Origin of the sequence: Bradyrhizobium sp. STM 3562 (assembly GCF_045571435.1) — a bacterium.
Classification (GTDB): Bacteria; Pseudomonadota; Alphaproteobacteria; order Rhizobiales; family Xanthobacteraceae; genus Bradyrhizobium.
This window is the reverse complement of the sequence record NZ_CP120694.1, coordinates 4,474,746-4,498,545: the sequence shown is the minus strand read 5'-3', so window position 1 is coordinate 4,498,545 and position 23,800 is coordinate 4,474,746. Positions and strand designations below refer to the sequence as shown.

The following is a 23,800-nucleotide window of genomic DNA, read 5'->3' as shown; positions in this document are numbered from 1 at the left end:
GGAGAACCACCATGCGCGAACTATCAGCGGAAGCCCGCCTGCATTTTCATGCGCGCTCCCTGTCCCGTCGCACGGGCCGCGGCCTTCATCTCGCGGCGCTCTGCGGTGCCTTCGCGGTCATCGCCGCGATCGTGTTCGGCACGCTCTCGGTGCACCCGTTCTGATGGATTTAGATTGCAGGGTGGGCAAAGGCGCGTGGCGCCAGGCCCACCATCAACCTTGCCGCCGCGTAGGGTGGGCACGCTTCGCTTTGCCCACCCTACGGCTTCGGCAAAGGTCTACGTCGCGCGCTTGAACGGCGCCACCGTAATTCCCGCATCCGCGAGTGCCCTGCGCAAGCCCTTCGCGATGTCGACCGCGCCGGGCGTGTCGCCGTGAATGCAGACCGTGTCCATGCGCATCTTGATGCGCTTGCCGGTGATGGACACCACCTCGCCATCCTGCACCATCCGCACCACGCGCTCAGTGACCTGCCGGGCGTCATGCAGCACCGCGCCGGGCTTGCGGCGGGACACCAATTGCCCATCATCTTCATAGGCGCGGTCGGCGAAGACCTCATGCACCATCGGCAGGTTGGCGTTTTCGCCGGCCTTCACCAGGCGCGAATTCGCGAGCACCACAAACACCAGGCTCGGATCGACGGCCTTGATCGCGTTCGCGATGGCCTGGGCGGTCATGTCGTCTTCACAGGCGACGTTGGAGAGCGCGCCGTGCGCTTTCACATGCGTGACCTTGTGGCCGGCGGCGGTCGCGATCGCCTGCAGCGCGCCGATCTGATAGGCGACGAGATTCTCGATCTCCGACGATTTCAGCCCCGGCACCGGACGACGGCCGAAGCCGTGCAGGTCGCGATAGCCGGGATGGGCGCCGATCGAAACACCTCGGGCTTTGGCAAGGTCCACGGTCTTGCGCATGATGTCGGCGTCGCCGGCGTGAAAGCCGCAGGCGATGTTGACGGAGGTTGCAAGATCGATCATGGCCTCGTCATTGCCCATCACCCAGGGGCCAAAGCTTTCGCCGAGATCGCAATTGAGATCGATTGTGCTCATGTTGGTCTTCCGCTTCCTGAAAGTCCCGCCTCTTGACTGTCTCCCGGCACGTGATGCCAGGTGTCCGCATCCACCGCATTCACCGCATGGCCCGCGACGTTGGCATCATGCAATGCTTCGATGTTGAGTTCGACGTTCTCGATCGTGCGCAGGCGATCGGGCAGGGAGCGCAACAATTGCGCGTATTTTTTTGCTTCCGTCTGCGCCTCCACCACGCTGATCGCTTTGAAGCGGAACGCGGTTCCGGCCGGGGTCTGGGCCAGGCGGCGCAGGTCCGGGGAGATCACCGTTGCGATCTTCGGGTAGCCGCCGGTGGTGCCGCGGTCCATCATCAATACGATTGGCGCGCCATTCCCGGGCACCTGGATGCTGCCGTTCACGGTGCCATCGGAGACGATGTTGTGGCCGTGGAGATGCTTGATGACCGGCCCTTCCAGCCGATAGCCCATGCGGTCGCTGGTGGCCGAGATCATCCATTCGCTGTCGAGAAACAGCTTTTTCGCCTCATCGCTGAACTCGTCGTCCTGCGGACCGAGCACCACCCGGATCGGGCCGTTCGTCGCGGCGGGCAGTTCGATCCGCCGCTCGGGCGCAGCGCTCGCGGCGCGTGCAGGCAACTCATCTCCGGCCTGCAGCGCGCGCGGATAGGGGCTGCCGAGCCCGGCGCGGGCATTGACCGCGAGACTGCCGAACATCGGCTCCCCCGTGATGCCGCCTTCGATCGCGAGATAGCTGAAGGCACCGCCCTTGGCGAATCCGAGCGTGAGGGTCGCGCCCTCAGGAATGATCATCGAGCTGTCGAACGCGACCGGCTGTCCGGCAATGTCGGCACTTCGGGCCGCGCCGGTCAGCGCCACGCGAACTGCGCCCTCGTGCGCGGTGAACGCAGCGCCAAATGGGCCTATTTCCACGCCCGCAGCAAACGGCGCGTTGCCAAGCAGGGTGTTGGCGGCGGCCAGCGCAAGCCGATCCATGGCGCCGCTCTCGGTCAAGCCATAACGCTGTGCTCCGTGGCGGCCGCCATCCTGAACCGAGCTTGCAGGACCAATGCTGGTGACGATGAGCTTGGTCATGAGGCTATCAACTCGGCAACGATCTCGCCGTTCTCCGCGGCCTGCTCCTGTTCCGCAAAAGTTTTCGGATCGATAGCGTAGAAGGTCACGCGGTCGCCGGGCTCCAGCAGGAAGATCGGTTCGCGATGCAACTGATAGGTCCGCACCGGCGTGCGTCCGAGAAGGTGCCAGCCGCTGGGCGCGGCGACGCATTGAATGCCGGTCTGCACGCCGCCGATCGAGATCGTGCCGGGCGGCGTCAACAGGCGCGGACTCTGCCGCCGCGGCATGTGCAGCGATTTGTCGAGACCGCTGAGATATGACCATCCCGGTGAAAAGCCGATCATGGCGACACGATAATTGCCTGCGACATGGCGCGCCACGATCTCCTCCGGCGTCGTGTGCAGGGCTTTCGCGACATCCTCGAGATCGATGCCGTTCTCTCCCCCATAGGCAACAGGCACACGCCAATGCCGCGTCTTTCCGTTCGGCGGCACGGGACGTTTTGCGAGTGCCAGCAACTTTTCGCCAAGCGTCGCGAAGTCGATTTGACAGGGATCGTAGTGGACGAGGAGCGACCGGTAGGTCGGCACGGCCTCGGTCACCCCCTCGACGGCTGCCTCGCTGAGCGCGCGATCGAGCGCCAGCACGCGCTGATTGGCGGTCTCATCGATCACTTTCGAGAACTCCACCGTGATAGCGCTGTCGCCGCTGGGCAAAAGGCGGGGTGGAGGGAGCGTGGCTTCCATCGTCTCACAATATCGAAATCGGGAGCTTGCCAAGCTGTAGCTTGTTTTGTGTTCCAGTGGAATCCGCTTTCCCGAAAAAATCCCGCAAGTTCAATAAATTGATGCAATGCCGCGTGATAAGGTTGCTTTATCGCTTGCGAGGAATTGAGGCCTGCAGCTTTCGCTTGACGGCAGGTGCGCGCCCCGCAAGATGCGCCCGCAATCTGCTCACCCTTAAGGAGCCTAACCTTCGATGTCCCTGACCCCCGACGCCATCGCGACCCTTTCCAAAGTCTCCACTGCGACCATCACCACGGTTCTCCTGAAAAAGGGGTTGCGAAACGTCTGGATGCGGGGCGCGCGTCCGTTGCATCCGGGACAGAAGCGGCTCGTCGGCGCGGCCTTCACGCTCCGCTTCGTGCCGGCGCGTGAGGATCTGGCGACGCCGGAGTCCTGGTCCTCGCCGATTTCCACCCGCACTGCGATCGAGGCCATGCCCGAGGGCTGCATCGCCGTGGTCGATGCCATGGGCATCTCCGATGCCGGCATCTTTGGCGACATCTTGTGTGCGCGCATGGTCAAGCGCGGCGTCACGGCGCTGATTACCGATGGCGTGGTGCGCGATCTCGAAGGCGTGATGGGTACGAACCTGCCGGTGTGGTGCAATGGCTATGCGGCGCCGCCCTCGGTGGCGGGGCTAACCTTTGTCGGCTGGGGCGAGCCGATCGGCTGCGGCGGTGTTGCGGTATTCCCGAACGACATCGTGGTGGCCGACCAGGACGGTGCGGTCCTGATCCCGCAGGCTTTCCTGGACCATGTGCTCGCGGAAGGACCGGAGCAGGAACGCATGGAAGCCTGGATCGTCAACGAGGTGAACAATGGCGCATCGCTGCCTGGCCTTTATCCCATGAATGCCGAGACCAAGGCGCGCTACGCTGCCTCGAAGAAGTAGGGCGCGGAGTGTTGCAGGGTGGGCAAAGCAAAGCGCGCCCGCCATCACACGACCAGTGAGGATCGCTGGGCACGGCGCTGACGCGGCTTTGCCCACCTACGAGTGAGCAGACATAGGGAGAGACAACATGGTGGACGTCTATCTCGCCGGATCGCGCCCGACCCGCCGCGCACCGGCCGAAAGCTTTACGGGTACGGTATGGCAGGACCCGATCATCACCCCGCAGGCGCCGGCACGTGTTGCCTCCGCTCGCGTCGCGTTTGAGCCCGGCGCGCGCACGGCATGGCACACCCATCCCTTGGGGCAGACGCTCTATGTGATCCAGGGTGTCGGGCGGATCCAGGCCAAGGGCGGCCCGATCCGCGAGATCAAAGCGGGCGACATCGTCTGGATTCCGCCAGGCGAGAAGCACTGGCATGGCGCCGCTCCGACCACGGGCATGGTTCACGTCGCGATGCACGAATCGCTGGACGGCAATCACGTGACATGGATGGAGCACGTCACCGACGCCGAATACAACGCGGCTGTTGGATAGCGCCGCTGCGGCCGGATCGCTGTGCCGGCTGGCGCCGGTTTGAAGCCGCGCAGAAACGCCGTGTGCTCATCGTAAATCGCGCCCATCGAGTGGGCGCGTGAGTCGCGCCCCGATCAGAGAAGGCGATCGGGCGAAAAAGGCCCGAGCGGAATCTCCGGCTCGCGATGCCCGAGCAGTTGTGCGACCAGGCGGCCGGTGCGCGCCGAGCCGACCAGGCCGATATGGCCGTGGCCGAATGCATAGACGATGTCCTTCGAGGCCCTCGCATAGCCAATGCAGGGGCGGCCGTCCGGCATGCTCGGACGATGCCCGAACCAGGTCTTGATGCGGGACGCCGGGACGTCCTTGGCCAGTTTTGGGAACATGCTGAAGAGATTGTCGCGAAGAATGTCGGCGCGCTTCCAGTTCGGCGGGGCCTCGAGACCTGCGATCTCGACCGTGCCCGCGGCGCGCAGCCCCTGGTCGGTCCAGTTCACGACCATCTTGGCATCGGATACCATCATCGAGGTGCGCGGCCCGGTGCCTGGATCTTCGATGACGACATGATAGCCGCGCTCGGTCTCGAGCGGCAGGTTATCGCCGACGGAGGCCGCAAGCGCCTTGGACCGCGCGCCCGCGGCAACCACGGCGGCATCACAGGCGATTTCGCCGCGGTCGGTGACGACGCTGACGAGCCTGCCGTTCTGCAGCTTCAGCGCCGTTGCCTTCGCGGCCACGCGCTGCGCACCGCGCGACAGCGCCAGCCGGGCAAGTGCAGCAATGTAATTGCCGGGGTTGCGGCAGCGCCCGGCCTCTTCGACCAGGAGACCAAAGGTGTAGCGCGGATGAAGATCGGGCTCGCGCTGGCGCATTTCATCGGCCGAGAGTTCAAGCCACTCAACGCCGACGCGCTTGCGGATGCGCCAGCCGAGATCATCATCGAACGGTGCGCGCGAGGGAAAGACGTGCAGCACGCCATTGCGCTCGATCAGATCGGGAACTCCAGCTTCCTCCGCCAACTTCTTGTGGAGGGCGGGCGCATCCTTGAGCAGCGGCCGCAGCGCGCGAGCCGTCGCCTCGACCTTTGCCTCGGTCCAGCCTGACAAGAGATAGCGGATCAGCCAGGGCAGGACTCTCGGCAAATAGGACCAGCGGATCGCCAGCGGCCCCAGCGGATCCATCAGATATTTCGGCACCTTCTTCCAGACGCCAGGCTCCGCCGGCGGAATCACCGAATGCGACGACAGCCAGCCGGCATTGCCATAGCTTGCCGCCTGCGTCCCGCCGGGTTCGCCGGGATCGATCAGGGTTACGCGGTGGCCGTCGCGCAGCGCCTCGATGGCGCTGATCACGCCGACAGCGCCGGCTCCAATGATGGCAACGTGGCGCGCGCTGGTCTCTGTCATGGCTCAAGCCTAGCTCGGTACAAAGTCCTTGCCCACCGAGATCGCGCGCGGATCGAGGAAGCAATGCAGGATCGAGGGCTTGCCGGAGGTTAGCGCACGCTCGAAGGCGGGCGCAAAATCCTCGGTGCGCTCGACCCGCTCGCCGTGGCCGCCGAAGGCTCTGGCATAGAGCGCGAAGTCGGGGTTTTGGAGCTGCGTTCCGATCACGCGGCCCGGATAGTCGCGCTCCTGATGCATGCGAATGGTGCCGTATTGGCCGTTGTCGATGATGACGACGATGATCGCCGCGCCATATTGGACGGCGGTGGCGAACTCCTGGCCGTTCATCAGGAAGCAGCCATCGCCGGCAAAGGCGACGACGACACGATCGGGATATTGCCGCTTCGCCAGCACGGCGGCTGGGACACCATAGCCCATGGAGCCGGAGGTTGGCGCGAGCTGCGCGGCGAAGGTGTGGAAACGATGATGGCGATGCAGCCAGCCGGCATAATTGCCGGCGCCATTGCAGACGATCGCGTCCTTCGGCAGGCGGTCACGCAGCCACGCGACGACTTCCCCATATTGGAAGGCGCCTGGAAGTTCGCGGGGCTTGTCGGTCCAGTCGAGGTAATCGGCATGGGCCTTCGCGGCTTCGCCCTTCCAAGCGACAGGCGCGCGAGGCCTCAATATCTCGACGGCCTGAGCGAAGGCGGCCGGGCCGGCCTCGATCGCGAGCGTCGGTTGATAGACGCGGCCGAGCTCTTCCGCGCCCGGATGCACGTGAACGAGTTGCTGAGCGGGGGAGGGAATGTCGAGCAACGTATAGGAGGAGGACGGCATTTCCGACAGCCGGCCGCCAATCAGCAGGATCAGGTCGGCGCCGGTGATGCGGGCTTTCAGGCGCGGATCGGGTCCGATGCCGAGGTCGCCGGCATAGTTGGGATGATCGGCGTCAAACAGCGAAGCGCGGCGGAACGAGGTTGCGACGGGCAGTTCGAAGCGCTCGGCGAAGTGCGCAATGCTCCTGGCTGCCGCTTCGTCCCAACCCGACCCACCGAGAATGGCGATCGGCGCCTTCGCTTGCGCAAGCAAGGCGCCGAGACGCCCGATATCGGATGGCGCGGGCCAGCTCACCGCGGGCTCGACGCGCGGTGCGTCGCTCACCGCAGCCGCTTCGGTCAGCATGTTTTCCGGCAGCGCGATCACCACGGGGCCGCGGCGGCCCTGCATGGCGACGCGGAACGCGCGCGCCACCAATTCCGGAATGCGATCGGGGCGGTCGATCTCGACCACCCATTTCGCCATGCTGCCGAACATGGCCTTGTAGTCGACCTCTTGGAAAGCCTCGCGCTCGCGCATGCCGGTATCGACCTGGCCGATGAAGAGGATCATCGGCGTGGAGTCCTGCATCGCGATGTGCACGCCATGGCAGGCATTGCTTGCGCCGGGACCGCGGGTGACGAAGCAGATGCCGGGGCGTCCCGTGAGCTTGCCGTAGGCCTCAGCCATCATGGCCGCGCCGCCCTCGGCGCGGCAGATCATGACGTCGATCTTGCTGTCATGCAGCGCGTCCAACGCGGCGAGATAGCTTTCGCCGGGAACGCAGGTGACCCGCTCGACCCCTTGCGCGACGAGCTGATCGATCAGGATCTGGCCGCCGGTGCGCAAGTTACTCTTGGCTGCGTTCGATGGGCTCATGACAGCTCCTTGCAAGCGTTAGCGATGCGGGCGATGGCCTCGCAAGTTTTGTTCGGAAGCGGCGTAGGACAAGCGGAAAAACGGCGCAAGGCCGAAACAGGTGCCGCGCACCACGGCGAGATCGTGCTGTTCCAGGAGATAACGGCAGAACGTGCTCGACCAGCGTCGGCTTCGTAAATGACGGCGTCATGGCTGATCTCGGACCGCCCGGTGAGATCAAAGCCGCAGCGCGTGGGAGAAGCGTAGGGCGGGCCGCCTCAATCGACGCGCGTCCAGGTCTGGCCGCCGCAGAACATGCCGCCAAAGGCGCAGCCCTGGACGCGAAGCGTGTCCGGCCCCCTCAAGGCGATGGTCGAGTCGTAGGTGCTGCCCGTGTTGGGATCAAGAATCCGGCCAGTCCATTTCAGGTCCTTGCCCGGTTTCATGTTGATGAGAACCTGCTCGCCATTCTGGTTGGACTTTGCGTCCACCGAATAGCCGCAGAGATTGGCGCCGCACTGCTCGATGCGGACCTTGCCTTCCTTCTCTTCCGTCAGCCACACCCCGAGCGGCGAATTGGGATCGCGCAGCGCTGCGGGCGCAGGGGCCGGCTGCGAGATCGGCGCAGCAGCAGCGCCGGGCTTTGCTGCGGGCGGAGACGACACGGCCGCATCTGCCGGCGTCCTGTTCGCCGTTGTCGTCGGCGCGGGCTCCGTCGGTGGCGGGTTGTCCGTCGTCGGAGAGGCTGGAGACGGCGTCACCACCGTTTGCGCTGGCCCTGGTATGGCAGCCGCGTCAGCAGGCGGCGCGGCTGGTCCCGGCGGCTGCGGTTCGACTTTTGCTTCCCGCGCGGACTGCTGTTGCCTGTGTGCGGACGCCTGATCATGATTGCGGATGCGTTTGGCCTTGCGACCGGTGTTGTCGTAAATGCCGGGGATCGAGACGGTGCCGCGGTCCGGATCAATATGGATGGTGTGTCCGCCATAATGGAACGTGTATTGCGCCTGGGCCGCGCTGCTCGCGAACAGGAATGCGGCAAGAGCCAACAGCCTTGTCATCGTGACCTCCTGAGCGGCTTTGTCCCCCTCGCACGGTCCTGGTCCCCCTCGCACGGTCCTGCGCAGGGGCGCGCGCCCAGAGCGCGATCCAGATCACTTCAAAACATGAGTCGTGGCCTAGCGGCTCAGGTTCAACGCGCCCCGCGCACGCGGTGCGGACGGCCGGTCAATGTCCGGAGAGCGGGAACGGTTCCTGACCTCACTCGAACCAGGCTGCATAAATCCTCTTGAAGCTGCCGTCCGCCATCGCGATATGCAGCCACTGGTCGACAAAGGCTTTCAGAGCCTCGTCGCGCTGCAGCCAATAAGCCTTCTCGGCAAAGTCGAAGGGCTTGTCCGGGTGTATGGCACAGAGTACGCCGGGATGCAGCTTCTGCTGATAGCGGGTTTCTGAGGCGTCCGTCATCATCAGATCGGCATCACCCTTGGCGATCTCGTCGAAGATCGTGACATTGTCGCCGTAAACCTTGATGTCGGCATTCTTGATGTGGGCGCGCGCAAAGCGCTCGTTGGTGCCGCCGGGATTGACGATCACGCGGACTCCCGGCTGATCGATCGTCTCCAGCGTCTGGAATTTGTCCGCATCGGCGCAGCGCGCGATCGGCGTTTTGCCCTCGCGCATGACGGGCGTTGAGAAGAATCCTTTCTTCTGCCGGTCCAGCGTGATCGAGACGCCGCCCATCGCGACATCGAAATTGTCGGCCTCGAAATCCTTGGTGAGGTACGGCCAGGTTGTTTTGACATAGTCGACCTTGACCCCAAGCGCTTTGCCCAGGGCTTCCGCCATGTCGACGTCAAAGCCGCGGAATTTGCCGCTTGCGCTGTCGAAGGCGCTGAAGGGCAGATAATCCCCGGTCATGCCGACGCGCAGCGTTCCGCGCTTGATGATCTCGTCGAGGCGGGAGATCTCCTGACGGGGCTCTTGGCGAGACTCTTGGGCCGGCGCCGCGCCCGCCAAAAGCACGAGCGCTGCAGCGAGGCAGGACAGGATGCGTTGCATCGGGCTCTCATTCACGAAAGGAAATGCCGAATCGATCGTCCTATAGGCAAGTCCTCGACATTCGCAAACACGCCCGATATGGGAAAGGCAAGAGGCTAAGCCTCGCCAGCTCGCCGCACGTCCTCCGCGGTCTCGGCTGCAGGACTGCGAGCAATCATTTCACGTCGGATCTGCTCAAAGCGGGCCCGCGCCTCGCTCTCGCGTTCGTCGACCATCTTGATCGCCGCTTCCGCGCTCATCGGGCCGAGCACGATCGGGGCGGAATTTTCTCCGATCATCTCGTCGACGAAGTACTCGTCGTTTTCGCCGCGGCGCACGCTCCATTTGAAACGGATCGCGGCCATCGGGCCGGGACCGATCTTGGTGTAGCCATCGGCGCCGACCGGTGCGATAGGGGGCGATGCAGTCGTGGGCTCTTCTGATCCACGAGGGGTCTGCGGGTACTCAAGGATGCTCGCAATGGTGGCGAGCGCCTCATCCGTTGGATCGCTCTGGGTCAATGTTCCGTCCTCCGAAACATGGCATCCGGCCCACACGTGCCATGGCCGGCGCGCAGGTTCTGCGAGGCTTGCCCCCGAATAAGGCCGAGTTTGGGCTATTTAGGTGCAAATCGGCGGCAGTTTCGCGCTCCACGGCCGCTCCTGCTCGAGCTGCGCGGCGAGGCGCAGCAGCGTCGCTTCGTCGCCGAACCGCGCGGCGAACATCATGCCGAGGGGCAACCCGGCGCTATTCCAGGCAAGTGGCACCGACATGGCAGGCTGGCCCGACATGTTGAACATCGAGGTGCCCGGCATGTAACGCCGCAGGGTTGGCCCGATATGGGACAGGTCCTGTGCCATCGAATTGAGCTCGCCGAGGCGCAGCGGCGGCGTGCACAAGGTTGGGCTCAGGAAGACGTCGCAGCTTGCGAAGAATTCGGCGAGCGCGCGCGACATTCGGAACGCGCCGAGCTCCGCCGCGACGTAATCGGTCGCACTGGTGCTTTGCGCATTGTGTGCCATCACGAGCGTCAGGATTTCGAAATCCTCCGCCGTCATGGGTCGCCCGAAGCGCTTTTCCGCCAGCCGCACGCTCAGGGCGGTGTTGGCGCCGACGATGGTGGCCATCACCTCCGCGGGATCGAGCGGCAGCACGGGCGCGCGCTCCTCGACATGATGGCCAAGCTTCTCCAACAGCGATGCGGTGTCGTGCACGGCCGCCGATATCTCGGCATCGATCGCCTCGCCATAGGGCGACTTGGCTGTAAAGGCGATGCGCAGGCGGCCGGGGTCGCGCCTGACTTCTTCGACGAAAGGCCGCTCCGGCGCCGGCGCGTGATAGGGGCTTGTCGGCTCCGGCCCGCACAAGGCGTCCAGCATGGCCGCGCTGTCGCGCACGCTGATGCTGACGACGTGCCCGCAGGAAAGGCCGGCCCAGCCCTGGCCGCGATCCGGTCCAACCGGATTGCGCGCGCGGGTCGGCTTCAGCCCGAACACGCCACAGGCCGAGGCGGGGATGCGGATCGAGCCGCCGCCGTCGCTGGCGTGGGCGACAGGCAGGATACGCGCGGCGACCGCCGCTGCTGCGCCGCCGGAGGAACCGCCGGCGGAATGTGCGAGATTCCAGGGATTGCGGGTTGGGCCGTGCAGGCGCGGTTCGGTGGTCGGCATCAAGCCGAACTCGGGGCTCGAAGTCTTGCCGAAAATCGTCAGCCCCGCGTTCAGGCAGCGCAGCGCCAGCGTGCTCGAATGATCAGCAACCTCGTCCTTGTAGAGACTGGCGCCGAATGTCGTGCGCGTGCCCTCCAACAGGTCGAGGTCCTTCAGCAGGAAGGGAACGCCCGCGAAGGGGCCCTCGGGAAGCCCCTTGTCGATCTGTCGTTCGGCATAGTCGTAATGCTTGACCACGACGGCATTGATCTGCGGATCGAGCTTTTCAGTTCGGGCGATGGCTTCGTCGAGCAGCTCTCGAGGCGTCACCTCCTTTTTGCGGACAAGGTCGGCAAGACCGACCGCGTCGTAGCTGCCATATTCCTTGAGAGCCATTGGACCACCCATTGAAACTGGGCGTACAGCGGGCGCACCCGGATGGCGCGCCCGCCGCTGCCGAAATCACCCGAGCACGTCCTGATTGATCACGTTCTGCCGGATCGGATCGCCGTCAAGCGCGCTCAGGATGTTGCGCGCAGTCTGCTCGCTCATGCGGTCGACGGCTTCGCGCGTAACGCCCGCAACATGCGGCGCCGTGACCACGTTGGGCAGGCCGAACAGCGGATTGCTGACCGGCGGCGGCTCCTGTTCGAAGACGTCAAGGCCGGCGCCGGCGAGCTTGCCCGATGCCAACGCATCGTAAAGCGCCCTCTCGTCGACAATGCCACCGCGCGCGGTGTTGATGAGGTAAGCCATCGGCTTCATCAGCCGGAGCCGCGCCGCGTTGAACAGGCCGACCGTTTCCGGCGTCTTCGGACAATGAATGCTGACGAAATCGGCGCGCGGCAACGCCGCATTGAGCTCGGGCACCGCTTCGCAGCCCGCCGCCTTGATATCAGCAGGGCTCTTGTAGGGATCGTAAACCAGGACCTGCATCTCCATGGCCTGACAGCGCTTGGCGGTGCGGGTGCCAATGCGACCGAAACCAACGATCAGCAAGGTCTTGCCGAAGAGGTCGTAGGGCAATTTGCCGAGCCGCTCAGGCCAGGTGCCGTTCTTGACCATCGTGTCCATTTCAACGGCCCGCTTGGCGAGCGTCAGCATCATGAACAGCGCGCATTCGGCAACCGAGGGCGAATTGGCCGTGCCCGCCACCATCAGCGGGACCTTGCGGCGGCTCAGCGCCGGCACGTCCACCGCGTCGTAGCCGACCCCGATACGGGTCACGACCTTCATGTCGCCGGACGCTTCGAGTTCGGGCTCGCCGAACTTGGTCGCTCCGAGCGCAACCCCGTGCACCGGCGCCTGCGCGCGCAGAAGGGCCTCGAAATCCGGGGCCGAAATCATGTTGGGGAATTCGACGAGATCGATGTCGTCACGCGCATTGAGGAGTGCTCGCCCCGTCGCCGACATGGATTCCGTGACGAGGATCTTCATTTTATTGTGATGCACTTTGTTTTAGGCCCTTTTTGAGTAGGGGCACCTCCCGTACCCCTTTTGGTACCCCCAAACTAGCGCGGCTTATCGTGGACGGCAACGGAGGCCGGGGGTGGAACGGAGGCCGGGGGTGGGGCAGCTTCACGGATGCGCGCTCGCATCGTCCGAACACCCGCCCGGCCTCCCGCGCGCCCTGATGCACGCCCGACACAGCCACGGCGCCACTAAACTGCCCGCCCAACTACCGCGCCCAGCGCGCTTGGCACCGTTCTGGGCAGCGCTGTACCTGCCATGGGAATAGTGCGGCCAATCGAGCGCGAGCCCATGGCCGACAAGCCATTCCCCGAGATCGACACCGCCGACCGTGCAGGTCGCGACGGTCCGGCCGTACTGATCTAGCGCGACGGCCGTGCAACTCACTGGTCGGCGGGCAATGAAGGCGTCAAGATCATTCGCGGCCTTGGCGCCGCATCGGTATAGATCGCTGTCGCTATTGCGGCAGAGCTGGGCGCTTTCAGGCGCGTCGATGCCCCAGAGGCGTACGCGCGTGCCGTGGAGTTCCAAGGTGTCGCCGTCGATGATGCTGGCGCGCCCGATCAGGTCGGCAGGTAGGGCGGGGAAGGTTGACGCAAGAAGCGTCAGGGCGATGATGAGCGGGAGGCGCACGGGCGCTCTCGGTTGGATTGCAGTAGACTGGAACGATGTCTCGAAACGCTCGGTTAACGGCCATGAAGCGCATCAAGCCAAAGCGAACACCGCTCCGCCCCGATGGCGCGCCGATGACCGAGGACGACTTCCGGGTAATCCGAGATCAGATCACCGCTTTCGACGACATCCAATGGATCGACAACGCCACTCGCGACCTCGTCGAGCGCTTCATGCCCGATCTAGTAGACCGCTTGCCTGAGAAGCGGACCGAGACGTTTGAGCAGGCGCTTGGCCGGATGCGGGCCAAGGCAAAGCGGAAGGTCACGGCCGAAGATCGTGCGAAGCGGAAAACGCCTCGCAGCCGGTGACCGCCTGCGCCTAGGGTGATCCGATCCGGTGGTCTGCTGAATATTGAAAGCGGACATGAGCAACAATTCCGGGATGGCACAGAAGCGGAAGTCTAACGCGCAACAATCTGTTAATCTTAGTCAGAGTAAAGGTTGCATTGTTATCGCTGAAGTTGCAATCCTAGTGGCTGCTTGCTTGCGAGGACACCGTGGCAATAGTCGCGCGGCTTTTTGAAAGCCTAATGCCGCCCGCCCTTCGCGGAGCCGGGGGACTAGCTCGCGCTCTCTTGGCGCTGCCGTTTGCCGCCGCTATCGCGCTTATTTTTGGCCAGCAGCTTTTCCGTTTTTGGAAAGCCCTTGGGCTCGGTATGTTATCACCGCAAGGCGTGTCATTCATCCAGAAGCAGTATGACTTCCTGTTGAATTGCCGCTACCTGCTGAATGTTTTCGATATCGCCGCCTGTAAAAGCAAGATGATTGGTCAGCTCAATCCATTTGATTTCGCGCTATTCGAGATGTTCGTTTGGATTGCACTTGCGCTGGTCATCCTGAGGGTTGTGACTGGAGCGGTGACCCTGCCGAGCCTTGACCAGTACTCGGACCTGCTAAGGAGAGGATGGACGATTAGCGGAGTTTTGGCTTCGTTCGTATTCCTAGGGCTAATCGGAATATTCGTGGCGACAAACTTGTACAACTTTGTTGACCAGCTTCCGGTTCGCTTGTTAGTCGAACATTCCCCCCGCGGTTTTCTTGCGCTGCAAGCTTTTATGTTCTGCGCGGCCTCCGCCTCCTCGGCGGAAGGAATACTCTTCATAATGTGGGCTGTGTTGAGGGGAAACAAGGTACTGCCTCCCGCTACAAATTCCGCCGGGAATTAGGTGCATTTCCGCAACGGGTCAGGGGCAGAAGTGTCCGAGCCCGAGATTGTCTGCTCTCGTTCAACAGCCGACGACGGCCTCGACTGGCACGTCTCGTGCTCATCTTACGATCCGATAATTCTTCGCCCGCTTCTTGCGCGGCCCCGGCACGGCACCGCCCGGATACAGCGCCCGCATAATGCCGATGCGCGGCAGCATGGTGTCGCCGCCGTATTCCGCGACCAGCATCAGCGCCTCGATCGCTGCGCGCCATTCCGGCGCGTCGTGCTCGCGTTTGGGGAGCTTGGTGATGAAGTTGGCAGCATCGCGCAGGGTATGCAGCTCGCCGCCACCGGGCAGGGGGATGGGATCGTCGAAGGTGCGGTGCCAGCTTCCTTTGGCCATGATCGGCGTTGTCGCTAATCAGCAACGATTGCGCTGCTTGGCCTTTCGATGATCTTGGTGACCCGGTCGCTCGTGGTCCACATGCCGACGATGAACGCTATCAGCGAAAGCATCGCGCATAAGAAGGCCAGTGCATGAGATGTATAGTACGCCAGCTTGTATTTGCGGCTGGCCGTCGTTTCTCGGATGAACGGATGATCATAATGAAACGACTTGCGCCCTTCCTGACCAGCCAGAAAATAATTGGTTAGATACGCCAGAGCCATCGCGGCCAATGCTAATGCGACGCCGATGGCGTAGTCACGCAGCGTATGGGCGACGTTCCCGATCTGGACGAAATCTGCTTTGTCCTTCGCTGCAAGTGCTCCGAGAAACGTCAGGATCGCCACGGCAGCGCCGCCATTGATCAGTATTAGGGTCTTGAGGGCGAGGTTTGCCCCTTCGATCGCCGACTGATTGACGTAGGTGTGAAACTCTCGGCTTTGATCATGCGCTCGATGCGCGTCATCCCGATTGGTTTCGAACAGCCACTTCTGCCGCTCGATCTCTAGTTCGTGCTTCCACTTCCGTTCTTCGAAGGGCGGCTGGCGGTCATTCATCTCGTGAACCTTTATGACTTCTACACTGCGAGCGCGCTATCGGTTAAAACGGCGCCGCACCCGCCTCGGTGAACTTCACATAGCTGCCGCTCTCGTGGAGCCAGAGCCAGCCTTTGGCGACGCAAAGGTCGAGGCCAGCATTGCACTCCGCAGGTGTGTCCTCGAGCTGATACAGAAACGACCCCTTCATCTTCTCGATATAGATGCGGCCGTCCTGCACCGGCTCGAATGCATTCGCCAGTTCTCGCACCTTGCGGGCGCCGACCTCGGGGTCGGAAGGTGCGGTCGGACAAGAACCCCATTACTGGCGCGCACTAAAAGCTAATCGAAATTGAAAGTATGCGCGCCGCAAAGGGCTTTGAACCGCGCGGCTATCGCCGAGAAACTATCCTCCCCATTGAAACGACCGAAGCTATGCGAGATGATGGGAATGCCTATCGGCCTCGTGGTCTCACCGACGAAAAAGATATACCTTTTGCCGCTTGCGCCGTGAACGCTTTCTTCCGAAAAGCGAGCCTCAAACAGAAGCTCAGCCAATTGACGGCTCTCTTTACCATTGCATTGTATCCAACGGGGCTCAAGAGCCGTTAAAAACGAACTGATCAATTCATAGTAAGACTGGAGTGCTTGATCTTGCGAGCTGGAGCTGGCCACCTTGCCCCAGCTAATGTCGCTCGTATTGTTTGAAAACCACGGCAGGAAGTCGGTCTTGAAGATCGACTGTCGAAACACTGACCGGGCAAACGTGTTTCCCGGCGTGCTGCGATGGTAGCCGAAAAGATGCTTCCCAATTAAATTTCCTAGCCGCGTAAAATACTTTCCGTAATAGATAGTGCTGTCGTCGTCAAAATAACCGGCGCGTATGCGTCGATATTCGTGGAAGCCAGCTTCTTGGCCGGACCGAAACGCGTCGACGGCGCGCTTCACAGGCCAGTATTCTCTTTCGGCCCATTTATCTTCTGGACCAAGCCACCGCGGATTTAGGCCGAAGAGCGCGATACATTGCTTCCGTCGTAGTGCGAACGGATTTCCAGAGTAGGCGAAAGGTGGCATCATCGGCTGCAGTCCCGCGCCATTTCCTGATCTTGATATGGCTTTGTTCAGCCGGATGACATCTTCATAATAATCACGGCACAGAAAAGATCGTAGGTGGGCTTCGACTTCACGCATCATTCTCAAGCTTCCATCAACTAAATTCGCATCTGCAACCCATCTCGCGCTTCCGATCCCGGCCCGTGACCTATGCCCTTCCGGCGTCCGTGTATATCTTAGGGGTTACCTACCGCGCCGATGAGACAAGTAGGTTACGCGAGTAACAGAATAAGATTTGGCAAAGACCGGCGCACCGCCCATGCGCGGCGGTGGCGGCATGCCCCAGCGCATCGTCACCATCTCGGTGCCCGCGTCGGTGTTACGAATCACAGGGGCAGGGTAGTCGGGAAAGACGCCCGGCATCGGGGGTAGGTTGCCGACATAGCGATTGATCACGCGGAAGAGGGTGACGATCGCGGCTTGGTTGGTGGTGATTGAGTAGAGATTGCACATGCGCGGACTGTGGAGAGAGGCTGTTACAATAGCGGCAATCGCCATGCACCGTCGCTAGGAAACTTCCACCCACGGCGCGGCGCTTCTCCTCTGGACGCGCTGGCGCCTATGGCCGTATTGATTAACCGATCGAGACACGAGAAGGCGAAAAAAATCGCCCTCACGTCCGAAGTACGATACTCGCTCGCTCGCTTCATGTAGCGATATTCGAAACTCTTATGTTTTTCGGCCAACAAATCGACCAACAGGTCACCCCCAGTGTCATACAATCCCTCGCACCTGCATCGGTCTCGCAGTTTTACGAGGTCGTGCCCAATGTCTCGTTGTCTCAACTGAGCTTCGGTGTAGCCTTTATGGATGAGGAACGCCTTGAAGTACAATTCGACGGCAAAACCGCAGAGCATGTGAAATGCCATGAAAAGCGTTATGTCATCCGGTAGTTGCAGGCGGTGAGGGTTGGCCATCATCGAATACGCGGACTGCACGTAGCCCTTTGCGACGGAATATGGTTCTTCCGAACTAATGCTCATCACCGCTCCCCCGGCCACCAATGCGACGGCGGATCGCTTGCCGAAATCTTTGTGCGCCGTAGCGCGACCAGATGGCTCCGCTTGTACGGATAGCCGCGCACCTCCGAGCAGTCCTTGCACCGCATGTATCGTTCCAGCTCATGGACCGGCGTCGTCTTCGGCCGCCGCACGATGTCGAGCGCGACGGTTTGATGGGTGTCACAGCCCAAGCATCGGACCTCAAGATAGGTGTAGCCCGCATTGACCGCGTCACCGAGCGTAGGCGAGGGCTGCGCCGGTCCCTTGAAGGCGAGCATGCGCTTGTTCCACGCCTCGCAGGCGAGCTTATCGGCTTCGCGGCGCGCCTCAGCCGCGCGCTGGGCCGCTATTCGGACCGAGGTGCCGTATAGCCGATCGCGGGATTTGGTACCCATGTCAGATCATCGCCGGACGGGCCGACTGGGGCAAGCCGCTATACCTCGCGGCTGAGCGCTTGGTTCGGCCCAAGCAGGCCGTCACGCTACTGACGCAAAGCCGGGAAATGATCCGGGCGCCACAACCTGACGTCGTAAGGACACCCGATGCCGCCCCTCCAAAATCCAGCCGTCGCCGATCTGGCGCCCTCCGACCCCGACTTAGCCGTCTATGATGAAGAGCATGGCATCACCTATCTGCGCATGCTTGATGCTGACGCGGAAGGTGCCGACTGGCGCGAGGTCTCACGGATCGTGCTGCACATTGATCCAGATCGCGAGCCCGAACGGGCGCGACGAGTATTCGACAGCCATCTGGCACGGGCCAAGTGGGTCTCAAAGGTCGGATATAAGGAATTGCTCCGACGAGGCTGGCCTTCCGAGCGTCAGGCAAACTGAGGGGCAGCCCGAGTGAAAGATACCCGAGCACGGCGCCGTTCAAGCGCGCGTCTTGGCGGCGGCCCAGTCTGGCCGGATGTCGGCGCCGCGCTGGCCGCAAGCGGTGCAGACGAATTTGTCTTCAACGTCGGATATCCACAGCTCATCCGGCCAGCGATCGGCATCGTCGGGCACCGTGATGCAGCGGCAGCAGGTATCGTCCGTGCAATAGATCAGCACATTGCGCACGCCAGCAGCGCGCATCTCGCCGAAGGTGATCTTTTGTAGGCGGGTCACCACTTCAACAACACAGCGGTGCGGCCATTATCAACGCGCGAAAGTGGCAAGTTATGCATAAACCAAGCATAGCCGCAAAATTTCGCCGACGCCTCTCCCGAGCTGAACTCGACGAACAAGTCTTCGTACATTCTGAACGCTGAGCCCGGCTCAATTCGATTAGCAATTGCCCACAGCTCATCGACTATTGGCTTGATGGCGTGGGTGACCTGAAATTTTTCCATGTGGTTATCCTTCCATGATCGGCCATCGCCGGTATCACACATTGATGCGCATACATTTTAACTAAAGTAGGTGCGCAGGGCCGGAATTGCGAGCGGAAGGGCCGCTAAACGAGCGAACAGGCTAATTCGGAGCTTCGCCCGACGCTCCATCCCCAAACACCTCGGCGATTGCGCCTGTGACATCACAGCCGCCGCCTTCGCCCTGCAGCTTCAGCACGCGAGCCAGCCGAGCCCTCGCAACGTTATAGCTCATCGCCCCCTTGCCGTGCCGGACACGATACGCCGCATAGGCTTGATTGAAGGGCTTCATGTCCCCGGTCAGCGTGGCGGCGCTGACGGCGCGCTTTTCTAGCGCAGTGACCGCTTTCACTTTTTTCATCACGCTCGCATGAGCGGTCAGCGCCACCCGTTGCGCACGGGCTGCGGCCTCGATCGCCGCCTGCACGTGCGTAGCGTCCGCCGCGAGGCGGTCTTGGTCGTCCCTGTCGAAAGCCTTCTTGACGGCCCGCGCGATGCCATCGGCGGTGGCGCGATCCTTCACCCACCACGCGCGGACGACCCGCAAGCTCGGCGAGCGCTTCTGTAACGCGCTCTGCGATTGCTGCAGGTCCTGCGACGCGCCGACGACGCAGCGGTCATCGATCACCGCGAGGTAGACGGCCGCGAACCCCTCACGGGTGATGTACTCGCGCGCGGCGCCGCGCGGAATTTCAGCGATAGGCGCATCGACATGCATACGTGATCCCCCCGAAACACTTGCTCGTTCGCTTTGTCCAGAAAACGCTTAATCTTCGAAGCGTCAAGATGCGAGGCGACCCTCGCGCGGGTTCGCGGGGGAGCTATCTATGGATAAAATCGAGCTATTTAGGGCTATTTTACAGTTTCCGCATTCCAGCGGGTTGATCAGACCCGTTTCGTGGGGTACCTCCATCGCGTCGCGCAGGCCACAATAGCGTCTGCAAAATAGCCGCTCCATTCGGAGCGGCTTTTCTTTTGGCGCGAGCCGCAAGGCCGCCTGTCTCCACAATCACGAACACCACACCGACGCGCCCCATTCGGCGCGGCCGAACTCTCCTGTGCCAAAAAGGAACCACCATGCTGCAGCAGCAGATCATGACCAAAACCGAACTACTGCGGACGACGTGCCGCAGCGTGGAAGCGTGGAAAAGCATGCAACGGCGCGGGGAGATCGCGCTCGCATTTGGCGATTGCCGTGCGTCGGCGTCGCGCTGGTATACGCCAGTCGATGCCGTCGCAATTCTGCTGGTCTTGGAGTTGGCCAAAACCTATGGCGCGGGCGTGGCCGCGTCGTTTGCGCGCGCGTTCGCCGACACCTTGCTGAACGTGATCGCCGAAGCCGAGCACGGCCCGATCGATGCATTGTTCGTTATGGTCGATCTCATCCGAGAGGCTGACGGCACGCGTGGGCATCTCGCATGCGGCGCGCACGCCGCGTCGCTCGCTATGATCGGCGCGGAGGTGGCGAACTTGGCGCCGGGCTACACCATCGAGCGCGTCACCGCGATTAACGTCAATCAGATCACTCGCACTGTTCGAGCTAACGCCGCACGTCTTGGCGTCGATCTGTCCGGGCCGTTCATGCCAGCGCCGGGCTCGACCGAGTTCACCGAGATCATGGCGCCATTTGCCGAGCTGCCGACCGGCATGGTCGAGGCCAGCGCTCGCCGGAAGCGTGAGAGCGCTATTCGCCGCGTCAGTGAGCGGGTGAGGCAGCGTGCGATGGGCGGACGGATTATCCATGGTCAGCGCAAGCAGCCGCAGATGCAGGTGGCGTAACCGACGAGATCTTTCGATTGCCCAAGAGCTCGATGCCGCTGAGCAAATCGATCGGTAGCCCATGCGGCTGCTGTCTCTCACCTCTCAATCACCTGCAGAAGAGAAAAGCCCGGCAACGGTCGCCACCATCGCCGGGCACGAATTTCTGCTTCCAAACGCAACCATAGCCTTCTGGAAAAGACCATGATCGTGAGCCGCACTATGTGCGAAAACGCGCGCGATGACAAGGTGCGGCGCTGCGCCGTTACCGGCTGCAACGAGCGGATGGGAGGTGTGTGCCATGCATGACCGCACCAAGCCCCTGCTGGAGCGGGCCATCGAATTTCTGATGCATTTGCGCCCCGCCGGGCCGTGGCAGTTAACGGCGATCAATCCGCGCGTCAACAACGATATCATCACGAGGACTATCAGAAGCCCTGAGGCAGCACGCAGGTTCATCAGCGAGCACGACGGCAAGCGCAATCTCCACTTCTCGGTCAATCCGGTTCGGGTCGAGAACAGAAAAGCGTCGAAGCCCGATGTCGCTGCGATTGAGTTTGTTCTCGCCGATCTCGATCCGCGCGATGAGGAGCCATCCGATGCAGCCAAGGACCGCTACTTAACCTCGCTGAAAGCGTTTCAGCCCGCACCGACGTTTGTGATCGATAGCGGGAATGGCGTGCAGGCATTGTGGCGCTTGGACCAGCCCATTCCATTACCCAAGCCGGTCAAGGCTGTTGATCCAAAAGGGGCACCCATTTGGGGCCTCGCGCCTGAAGCTCAGATCATCGTCGATGACGTTGAAGCTCGCGCTAAGGCGGTGATGGAGAAGCTTGGTAGCGTAGCGGGGACGCAGAATATCGACCGCATCATGCGGCTGCCTTGGACCAAGAACCTGCCGAACCCGGTGAAGCTGAAGAAAGGGCGCAAGCCATGCCAATCCAGCCTGCTCAGCTCCGATGGCTCGGTTTGCAAGCTGGAAGACTTTCCGGTGCCGTCAAAGGAGAGAAATACCAACAGCTCTAATGGCGGCAACGCCAGCGCCAACAACACCCGCACCGGGAAGGCGAGCATCGATTGGGCCGTTGTCGAGCAGCACAGGGGGTGGCTTAAGGGGGCCGCCGATCTGCCATCCGATTTCAGCGGCAAAGGCAGGGCGATCATCGCGCATTCCGGCAACCTCAAGGACCTCAATTTCGATCTCCAGCATGCCAAGGTGCTCGCAAAGCCATACCAGAGCTGGAGCGAGGTTGCTTTTGCTCTCGCCGCGATCTTTAAGCATGACGGCCGCTACAGCAACGAGCAGATCGCGGCGGCGCTGTTGGCTGATCTGCAATGCAACCAGCACATTGGGCATCAGGCGGACAAGCACCGCGCGATCGAGCGCCTGATCCTGCGCTCACATGAGCCACCGGCGGGGAAGGTGCGCACGGCAGGCGCGCTGAACTGGCGCGAGCAAAAGAAGGATGGATCACCGACACCCAGCATGCACAATGCGCGTCTTGCCATCACCGCGCTCGGCATCGAGTGCAGCTATGACACGTTCCACAACAAGCTACTGTTCGGCTTTAAGGACGACAACGTGCGCCATGCGATCGAACACATCTTCGGTGAAGTGACCGACAACGGCATCATCGCCCTCCGGCAAGTGATGTCCGATACGTTCGGGTTTGATCTGACGGACAAGCACACGCGGGACGCCGTGATCTCGCTCGCGCTGGAGCACTGCTTCGATCCCGTGGTGGATATGCTTGCGAAAGCTGAGGCGAACTGGGATGGGATCAATCGGCTGGACCGGGTGGCGGCGGATTATCTCAACTGCGAAGATACCCCGCTGAACGCCGCCTTCATGCGCAAGACCATGATTGCCGCCGCCGCGAGAGCGCGCATTCCCGGCATCAAGTTCGACACCATCCCGGTGCTTGAGAGCGAGGAGGGCTTCAACAAATCCACCGCATTGCGCGTGCTCGCTGGCGACGAGAACTTCTCCGACGAAAGCATCATCGGCAAGAACAGCCGGGAGGTGCAGGAGCAGCTTGCCGAAATCTGGATACATGAGAACGCCGATCTCGCCGGAATGAAGAAGGCCGAGGTCGAGACTGTTAAGGCATACGCAAGCAGGATGGTCGATATTGCGCGACCGGCATATGGGCATTTCGTCAAGAAGCAGAAGCGCCACTCGATTGAGGTCGGCACCACGAACAGCGACCGTTACTTGCAGTCGCAAACCGGCAATCGACGGTTCTGGCCGTTGCGGGTTCTGAAAGCAATCGACATCGCGAAGCTCAAACGTGACCGGCTGCAGTTGTGGGGCGAGGCTGCGCACTACCAGAGCCAAGGCGAAAGCCTCGTGCTCGATGAGGCGCTGTGGGGAGCTGCCGCTGCCGAGCAAGAGGCCCGCCGCGTGACTGACCCTTGGGAGGACATCCTCCGAAACATGCCCGACCTGACGACCTACGGCTACTGGAAGGACGGCGTGCGACACGAAGGCACGCGAACGATCATCTATGACGAGCGAGACGAGGAAAAGGTCATAGCGTCGCACGTGCTGGAGTATGTCCTCGGGATCCAGCCGGGGAGCCAAACCACCCAGCACACCATGCGGTTCGCGACCGTCATGAAAAAACTGGGCTGGGAGCGGGCCAAGAACGGCTATGTCTCGATCCCCGGCATTGGGCGGGAGAAGGGCTACTTCCGCAAGCGCAGCACCGAGAGCTAAAGCCCAATGCGTCAGGTGAGCGACCTGAGCGCCTCCGAGCGGCAACTTCCTGTTGGCTGCAGGATGCACCAGCCCAGCCCGCTCGGCCCGGTGCGGGATACAGCACATTTCCACTGGTGAAGGGCATAGCCGGAACTCTCTAGATAGGTCGCTCAGGTCGCTCAGGTCGCTCCAAGCCATCTCTCCCACCGGTTTCTTGCAAACGAGGAGGTCGCCTTTGGTGGCGAAAGGCCGCTCAGGTCGGTCGGGGTTGGCGCGGCGCCCCTCTGGGCAGGGTCGCTCCGTCGTGATTGCCGAGGTCGCTCACCTTTCGAGGCGAGTGCGCGTGGGGCTGGCGCGGTCCTCGGTGTCGGTGTGGATCGTCAGTGTCGTCAGTGTCAGCAGTGTCCGGTTTCCGCCGTCGCGGGGCTGCGGGCGAGCCGGTTTTGGAGATCGCCGCAGCCATGACCACGCAGAAATCAGATCGCGATCGACACGCCGACCAAGCCGTACCCCGGCGTTACGGGGAAAAAGCCCGCGAGATGCTGCTGGCGTCGGGCGCCT

Annotated in this window: 28 protein-coding genes and 1 pseudogene; 9 read left to right on the top strand and 20 right to left on the bottom strand. The window is 62.3% G+C overall.

From position 1 onward, the window contains the following. Positions 1-11 precede the first annotated feature (11 nt). Positions 12-164: a hypothetical protein gene (locus tag P6U23_RS20865; RefSeq protein WP_198026581.1), complete on the top strand. Its 153-nt coding sequence runs from the start codon at positions 12-14 to the stop codon at positions 162-164. Between the two features lie 114 nt (positions 165-278). Here the strand turns inward: P6U23_RS20865 and P6U23_RS20860 are convergent, their stop codons facing one another. The 3 genes from P6U23_RS20860 to pxpB are packed head-to-tail and all read right to left on the bottom strand — an operon-like array spanning position 279 to position 2,850. Beyond that, entirely contained in the window at positions 279-1,049 is a 771-nt protein-coding gene (locus P6U23_RS20860) for a LamB/YcsF family protein (RefSeq protein WP_407174478.1), read from the bottom strand. Continuing rightward, entirely contained in the window at positions 1,046-2,122 is a 1,077-nt protein-coding gene (locus tag P6U23_RS20855; protein ID WP_407174476.1) for a biotin-dependent carboxyltransferase family protein, read from the bottom strand. Before P6U23_RS20855 ends, P6U23_RS20860 begins: the two co-directional genes overlap by 4 nt. After that, complete coding sequence (gene pxpB / locus P6U23_RS20850) at positions 2,119-2,850, bottom strand: 5-oxoprolinase subunit PxpB (RefSeq protein WP_407174474.1); 732 nt, start codon at positions 2,848-2,850, stop codon at positions 2,119-2,121. Before pxpB ends, P6U23_RS20855 begins: the two co-directional genes overlap by 4 nt. A 232-nt stretch (positions 2,851-3,082) precedes the next feature. Here pxpB and P6U23_RS20845 point away from each other — a divergent pair, with 232 nt between their 5' ends. Both P6U23_RS20845 and P6U23_RS20840 read left to right on the top strand, forming a co-directional pair. After that, complete coding sequence (locus P6U23_RS20845; protein WP_407174472.1) at positions 3,083-3,781, top strand: ribonuclease activity regulator RraA; 699 nt, start codon at positions 3,083-3,085, stop codon at positions 3,779-3,781. 127 nt (positions 3,782-3,908) lie between these two features. After that, positions 3,909-4,316 (top strand): cupin domain-containing protein, encoded by a 408-nt coding sequence (locus P6U23_RS20840; RefSeq protein ID WP_407174471.1) that lies wholly within the window; start codon positions 3,909-3,911, stop codon positions 4,314-4,316. A 113-nt stretch (positions 4,317-4,429) separates the two neighbouring features. Here the strand turns inward: P6U23_RS20840 and P6U23_RS20835 are convergent, their stop codons facing one another. From P6U23_RS20835 to P6U23_RS20800, 8 genes are all read right to left on the bottom strand, one after another. Further along, positions 4,430-5,701, bottom strand: a complete 1,272-nt coding sequence (locus P6U23_RS20835; RefSeq protein WP_407174470.1) for an NAD(P)/FAD-dependent oxidoreductase — start codon at positions 5,699-5,701, stop codon at positions 4,430-4,432. A 9-nt stretch (positions 5,702-5,710) separates the two neighbouring features. Next, positions 5,711-7,378, bottom strand: a complete 1,668-nt coding sequence (locus tag P6U23_RS20830) for a thiamine pyrophosphate-binding protein (protein ID WP_407174468.1) — start codon at positions 7,376-7,378, stop codon at positions 5,711-5,713. 257 nt (positions 7,379-7,635) lie between these two features. Next, positions 7,636-8,415 (bottom strand): DUF2147 domain-containing protein, encoded by a 780-nt coding sequence (locus P6U23_RS20825; protein WP_407174466.1) that lies wholly within the window; start codon positions 8,413-8,415, stop codon positions 7,636-7,638. Positions 8,416-8,614: 199 nt separating this feature from the next. Further along, positions 8,615-9,415: a transporter substrate-binding domain-containing protein gene (locus tag P6U23_RS20820; protein WP_407174464.1), complete on the bottom strand. Its 801-nt coding sequence runs from the start codon at positions 9,413-9,415 to the stop codon at positions 8,615-8,617. Between the two features lie 95 nt (positions 9,416-9,510). Further along, positions 9,511-9,915, bottom strand: coding sequence for a hypothetical protein (locus P6U23_RS20815; RefSeq protein ID WP_407174462.1), 405 nt, complete (start codon positions 9,913-9,915; stop codon positions 9,511-9,513). Between the two features lie 99 nt (positions 9,916-10,014). Beyond that, positions 10,015-11,439, bottom strand: coding sequence for an amidase (locus P6U23_RS20810; protein WP_407174461.1), 1,425 nt, complete (start codon positions 11,437-11,439; stop codon positions 10,015-10,017). Positions 11,440-11,505: 66 nt separating this feature from the next. Then, on the bottom strand, positions 11,506-12,495 hold the full coding sequence (locus tag P6U23_RS20805) for a hydroxyacid dehydrogenase (protein ID WP_407174459.1): 990 nt from the start codon (positions 12,493-12,495) through the stop codon (positions 11,506-11,508). Between the two features lie 126 nt (positions 12,496-12,621). Next, positions 12,622-13,146: a thermonuclease family protein gene (locus tag P6U23_RS20800; protein ID WP_407174457.1), complete on the bottom strand. Its 525-nt coding sequence runs from the start codon at positions 13,144-13,146 to the stop codon at positions 12,622-12,624. 62 nt (positions 13,147-13,208) lie between these two features. Between P6U23_RS20800 and P6U23_RS20795 the strand changes: the two genes are divergently transcribed. After that, positions 13,209-13,496 carry a hypothetical protein gene (locus P6U23_RS20795; RefSeq protein WP_407174456.1) on the top strand — a complete coding sequence of 96 codons (288 nt, stop codon included), beginning with the start codon at positions 13,209-13,211 and terminating at the stop codon, positions 13,494-13,496. A gap of 188 nt (positions 13,497-13,684) precedes the next feature. Further along, positions 13,685-14,353 (top strand): hypothetical protein, encoded by a 669-nt coding sequence (locus tag P6U23_RS20790; RefSeq protein ID WP_407174454.1) that lies wholly within the window; start codon positions 13,685-13,687, stop codon positions 14,351-14,353. Positions 14,354-14,452: 99 nt separating this feature from the next. Here P6U23_RS20790 and P6U23_RS20785 read toward each other — a convergent pair whose 3' ends face one another. The 5 genes and pseudogenes from P6U23_RS20785 to P6U23_RS20765 all read right to left on the bottom strand — a co-directional run. Further along, complete coding sequence (locus P6U23_RS20785) at positions 14,453-14,737, bottom strand: hypothetical protein (protein WP_407174452.1); 285 nt, start codon at positions 14,735-14,737, stop codon at positions 14,453-14,455. A gap of 14 nt (positions 14,738-14,751) precedes the next feature. Continuing rightward, positions 14,752-15,336, bottom strand: a complete 585-nt coding sequence (locus P6U23_RS20780; RefSeq protein ID WP_407174450.1) for a hypothetical protein — start codon at positions 15,334-15,336, stop codon at positions 14,752-14,754. 43 nt (positions 15,337-15,379) lie between these two features. Next, a complete protein-coding gene (locus P6U23_RS20775) occupies positions 15,380-15,586 on the bottom strand; it encodes a hypothetical protein (protein ID WP_407174448.1) in 207 nt (68 codons plus the stop codon). 71 nt (positions 15,587-15,657) lie between these two features. Continuing rightward, on the bottom strand, positions 15,658-16,509 hold the full coding sequence (locus tag P6U23_RS20770; RefSeq protein WP_407174446.1) for a hypothetical protein: 852 nt from the start codon (positions 16,507-16,509) through the stop codon (positions 15,658-15,660). Positions 16,510-16,671: 162 nt separating this feature from the next. Beyond that, a pseudogene (locus P6U23_RS20765) lies at positions 16,672-16,881 on the bottom strand (SOS response-associated peptidase); the annotation flags it as partial. A 218-nt stretch (positions 16,882-17,099) separates the two neighbouring features. On the opposite strand from P6U23_RS20765, the gene P6U23_RS20760 reads away from it, so the two are divergent. Beyond that, positions 17,100-17,321: a hypothetical protein gene (locus tag P6U23_RS20760; RefSeq protein WP_407174444.1), complete on the top strand. Its 222-nt coding sequence runs from the start codon at positions 17,100-17,102 to the stop codon at positions 17,319-17,321. A gap of 89 nt (positions 17,322-17,410) precedes the next feature. On the opposite strand, the gene P6U23_RS20755 is transcribed toward P6U23_RS20760, so the two are convergent. Continuing rightward, positions 17,411-17,824 (bottom strand): hypothetical protein, encoded by a 414-nt coding sequence (locus P6U23_RS20755; protein ID WP_407174443.1) that lies wholly within the window; start codon positions 17,822-17,824, stop codon positions 17,411-17,413. A 147-nt stretch (positions 17,825-17,971) separates the two neighbouring features. Here P6U23_RS20755 and P6U23_RS20750 point away from each other — a divergent pair, with 147 nt between their 5' ends. Next, positions 17,972-18,262, top strand: coding sequence for a DUF2285 domain-containing protein (locus P6U23_RS20750; protein WP_407174441.1), 291 nt, complete (start codon positions 17,972-17,974; stop codon positions 18,260-18,262). 39 nt (positions 18,263-18,301) lie between these two features. Here P6U23_RS20750 and P6U23_RS20745 read toward each other — a convergent pair whose 3' ends face one another. The 3 genes from P6U23_RS20745 to P6U23_RS20735 form a co-directional block, all read right to left on the bottom strand. Next, complete coding sequence (locus P6U23_RS20745; protein WP_407174439.1) at positions 18,302-18,538, bottom strand: hypothetical protein; 237 nt, start codon at positions 18,536-18,538, stop codon at positions 18,302-18,304. Next, positions 18,535-18,762 (bottom strand): hypothetical protein, encoded by a 228-nt coding sequence (locus tag P6U23_RS20740; RefSeq protein ID WP_407174437.1) that lies wholly within the window; start codon positions 18,760-18,762, stop codon positions 18,535-18,537. The genes P6U23_RS20745 and P6U23_RS20740 overlap by 4 nt, the downstream gene beginning before the upstream one ends. A 121-nt stretch (positions 18,763-18,883) precedes the next feature. Next, positions 18,884-19,498, bottom strand: coding sequence for a hypothetical protein (locus P6U23_RS20735; RefSeq protein ID WP_407174436.1), 615 nt, complete (start codon positions 19,496-19,498; stop codon positions 18,884-18,886). A gap of 359 nt (positions 19,499-19,857) precedes the next feature. Between P6U23_RS20735 and P6U23_RS20730 the strand changes: the two genes are divergently transcribed. Together P6U23_RS20730 and P6U23_RS20725 are read left to right on the top strand one after the other, a co-directional pair. After that, positions 19,858-20,559: a hypothetical protein gene (locus P6U23_RS20730; RefSeq protein ID WP_407174435.1), complete on the top strand. Its 702-nt coding sequence runs from the start codon at positions 19,858-19,860 to the stop codon at positions 20,557-20,559. 280 nt (positions 20,560-20,839) lie between these two features. After that, positions 20,840-23,257: a VapE domain-containing protein gene (locus tag P6U23_RS20725; RefSeq protein ID WP_407174433.1), complete on the top strand. Its 2,418-nt coding sequence runs from the start codon at positions 20,840-20,842 to the stop codon at positions 23,255-23,257. Positions 23,258-23,800: the final 543 nt, after the last annotated feature.

Coding starts and splice junctions, on each gene's coding strand:
- P6U23_RS20855 (WP_407174476.1), bottom strand. CDS start 2,122: ATGACCAAGCTCATCGTCACCAGCATTGGTCCTGCAAGCTCGGTTCAG.
- P6U23_RS20760 (WP_407174444.1), top strand. CDS start 17,100: ATGTTTTTCGGCCAACAAATCGACCAACAGGTCACCCCCAGTGTCATA.
- P6U23_RS20820 (WP_407174464.1), bottom strand. CDS start 9,415: ATGCAACGCATCCTGTCCTGCCTCGCTGCAGCGCTCGTGCTTTTGGCG.
- P6U23_RS20730 (WP_407174435.1), top strand. CDS start 19,858: ATGCTGCAGCAGCAGATCATGACCAAAACCGAACTACTGCGGACGACG.
- P6U23_RS20835 (WP_407174470.1), bottom strand. CDS start 5,701: ATGACAGAGACCAGCGCGCGCCACGTTGCCATCATTGGAGCCGGCGCT.
- P6U23_RS20845 (WP_407174472.1), top strand. CDS start 3,083: ATGTCCCTGACCCCCGACGCCATCGCGACCCTTTCCAAAGTCTCCACT.
- P6U23_RS20860 (WP_407174478.1), bottom strand. CDS start 1,049: ATGAGCACAATCGATCTCAATTGCGATCTCGGCGAAAGCTTTGGCCCC.
- P6U23_RS20795 (WP_407174456.1), top strand. CDS start 13,209: ATGAAGCGCATCAAGCCAAAGCGAACACCGCTCCGCCCCGATGGCGCG.
- P6U23_RS20785 (WP_407174452.1), bottom strand. CDS start 14,737: ATGGCCAAAGGAAGCTGGCACCGCACCTTCGACGATCCCATCCCCCTG.
- P6U23_RS20840 (WP_407174471.1), top strand. CDS start 3,909: ATGGTGGACGTCTATCTCGCCGGATCGCGCCCGACCCGCCGCGCACCG.
- P6U23_RS20735 (WP_407174436.1), bottom strand. CDS start 19,498: ATGCATGTCGATGCGCCTATCGCTGAAATTCCGCGCGGCGCCGCGCGC.
- P6U23_RS20825 (WP_407174466.1), bottom strand. CDS start 8,415: ATGACAAGGCTGTTGGCTCTTGCCGCATTCCTGTTCGCGAGCAGCGCG.
- P6U23_RS20740 (WP_407174437.1), bottom strand. CDS start 18,762: ATGGAAAAATTTCAGGTCACCCACGCCATCAAGCCAATAGTCGATGAG.
- P6U23_RS20810 (WP_407174461.1), bottom strand. CDS start 11,439: ATGGCTCTCAAGGAATATGGCAGCTACGACGCGGTCGGTCTTGCCGAC.
- P6U23_RS20780 (WP_407174450.1), bottom strand. CDS start 15,336: ATGAATGACCGCCAGCCGCCCTTCGAAGAACGGAAGTGGAAGCACGAA.
- P6U23_RS20755 (WP_407174443.1), bottom strand. CDS start 17,824: ATGGGTACCAAATCCCGCGATCGGCTATACGGCACCTCGGTCCGAATA.
- P6U23_RS20865 (WP_198026581.1), top strand. CDS start 12: ATGCGCGAACTATCAGCGGAAGCCCGCCTGCATTTTCATGCGCGCTCC.
- pxpB (WP_407174474.1), bottom strand. CDS start 2,850: ATGGAAGCCACGCTCCCTCCACCCCGCCTTTTGCCCAGCGGCGACAGC.
- P6U23_RS20725 (WP_407174433.1), top strand. CDS start 20,840: ATGCATGACCGCACCAAGCCCCTGCTGGAGCGGGCCATCGAATTTCTG.
- P6U23_RS20750 (WP_407174441.1), top strand. CDS start 17,972: ATGCCGCCCCTCCAAAATCCAGCCGTCGCCGATCTGGCGCCCTCCGAC.
- P6U23_RS20830 (WP_407174468.1), bottom strand. CDS start 7,378: ATGAGCCCATCGAACGCAGCCAAGAGTAACTTGCGCACCGGCGGCCAG.
- P6U23_RS20770 (WP_407174446.1), bottom strand. CDS start 16,509: ATGATGCGTGAAGTCGAAGCCCACCTACGATCTTTTCTGTGCCGTGAT.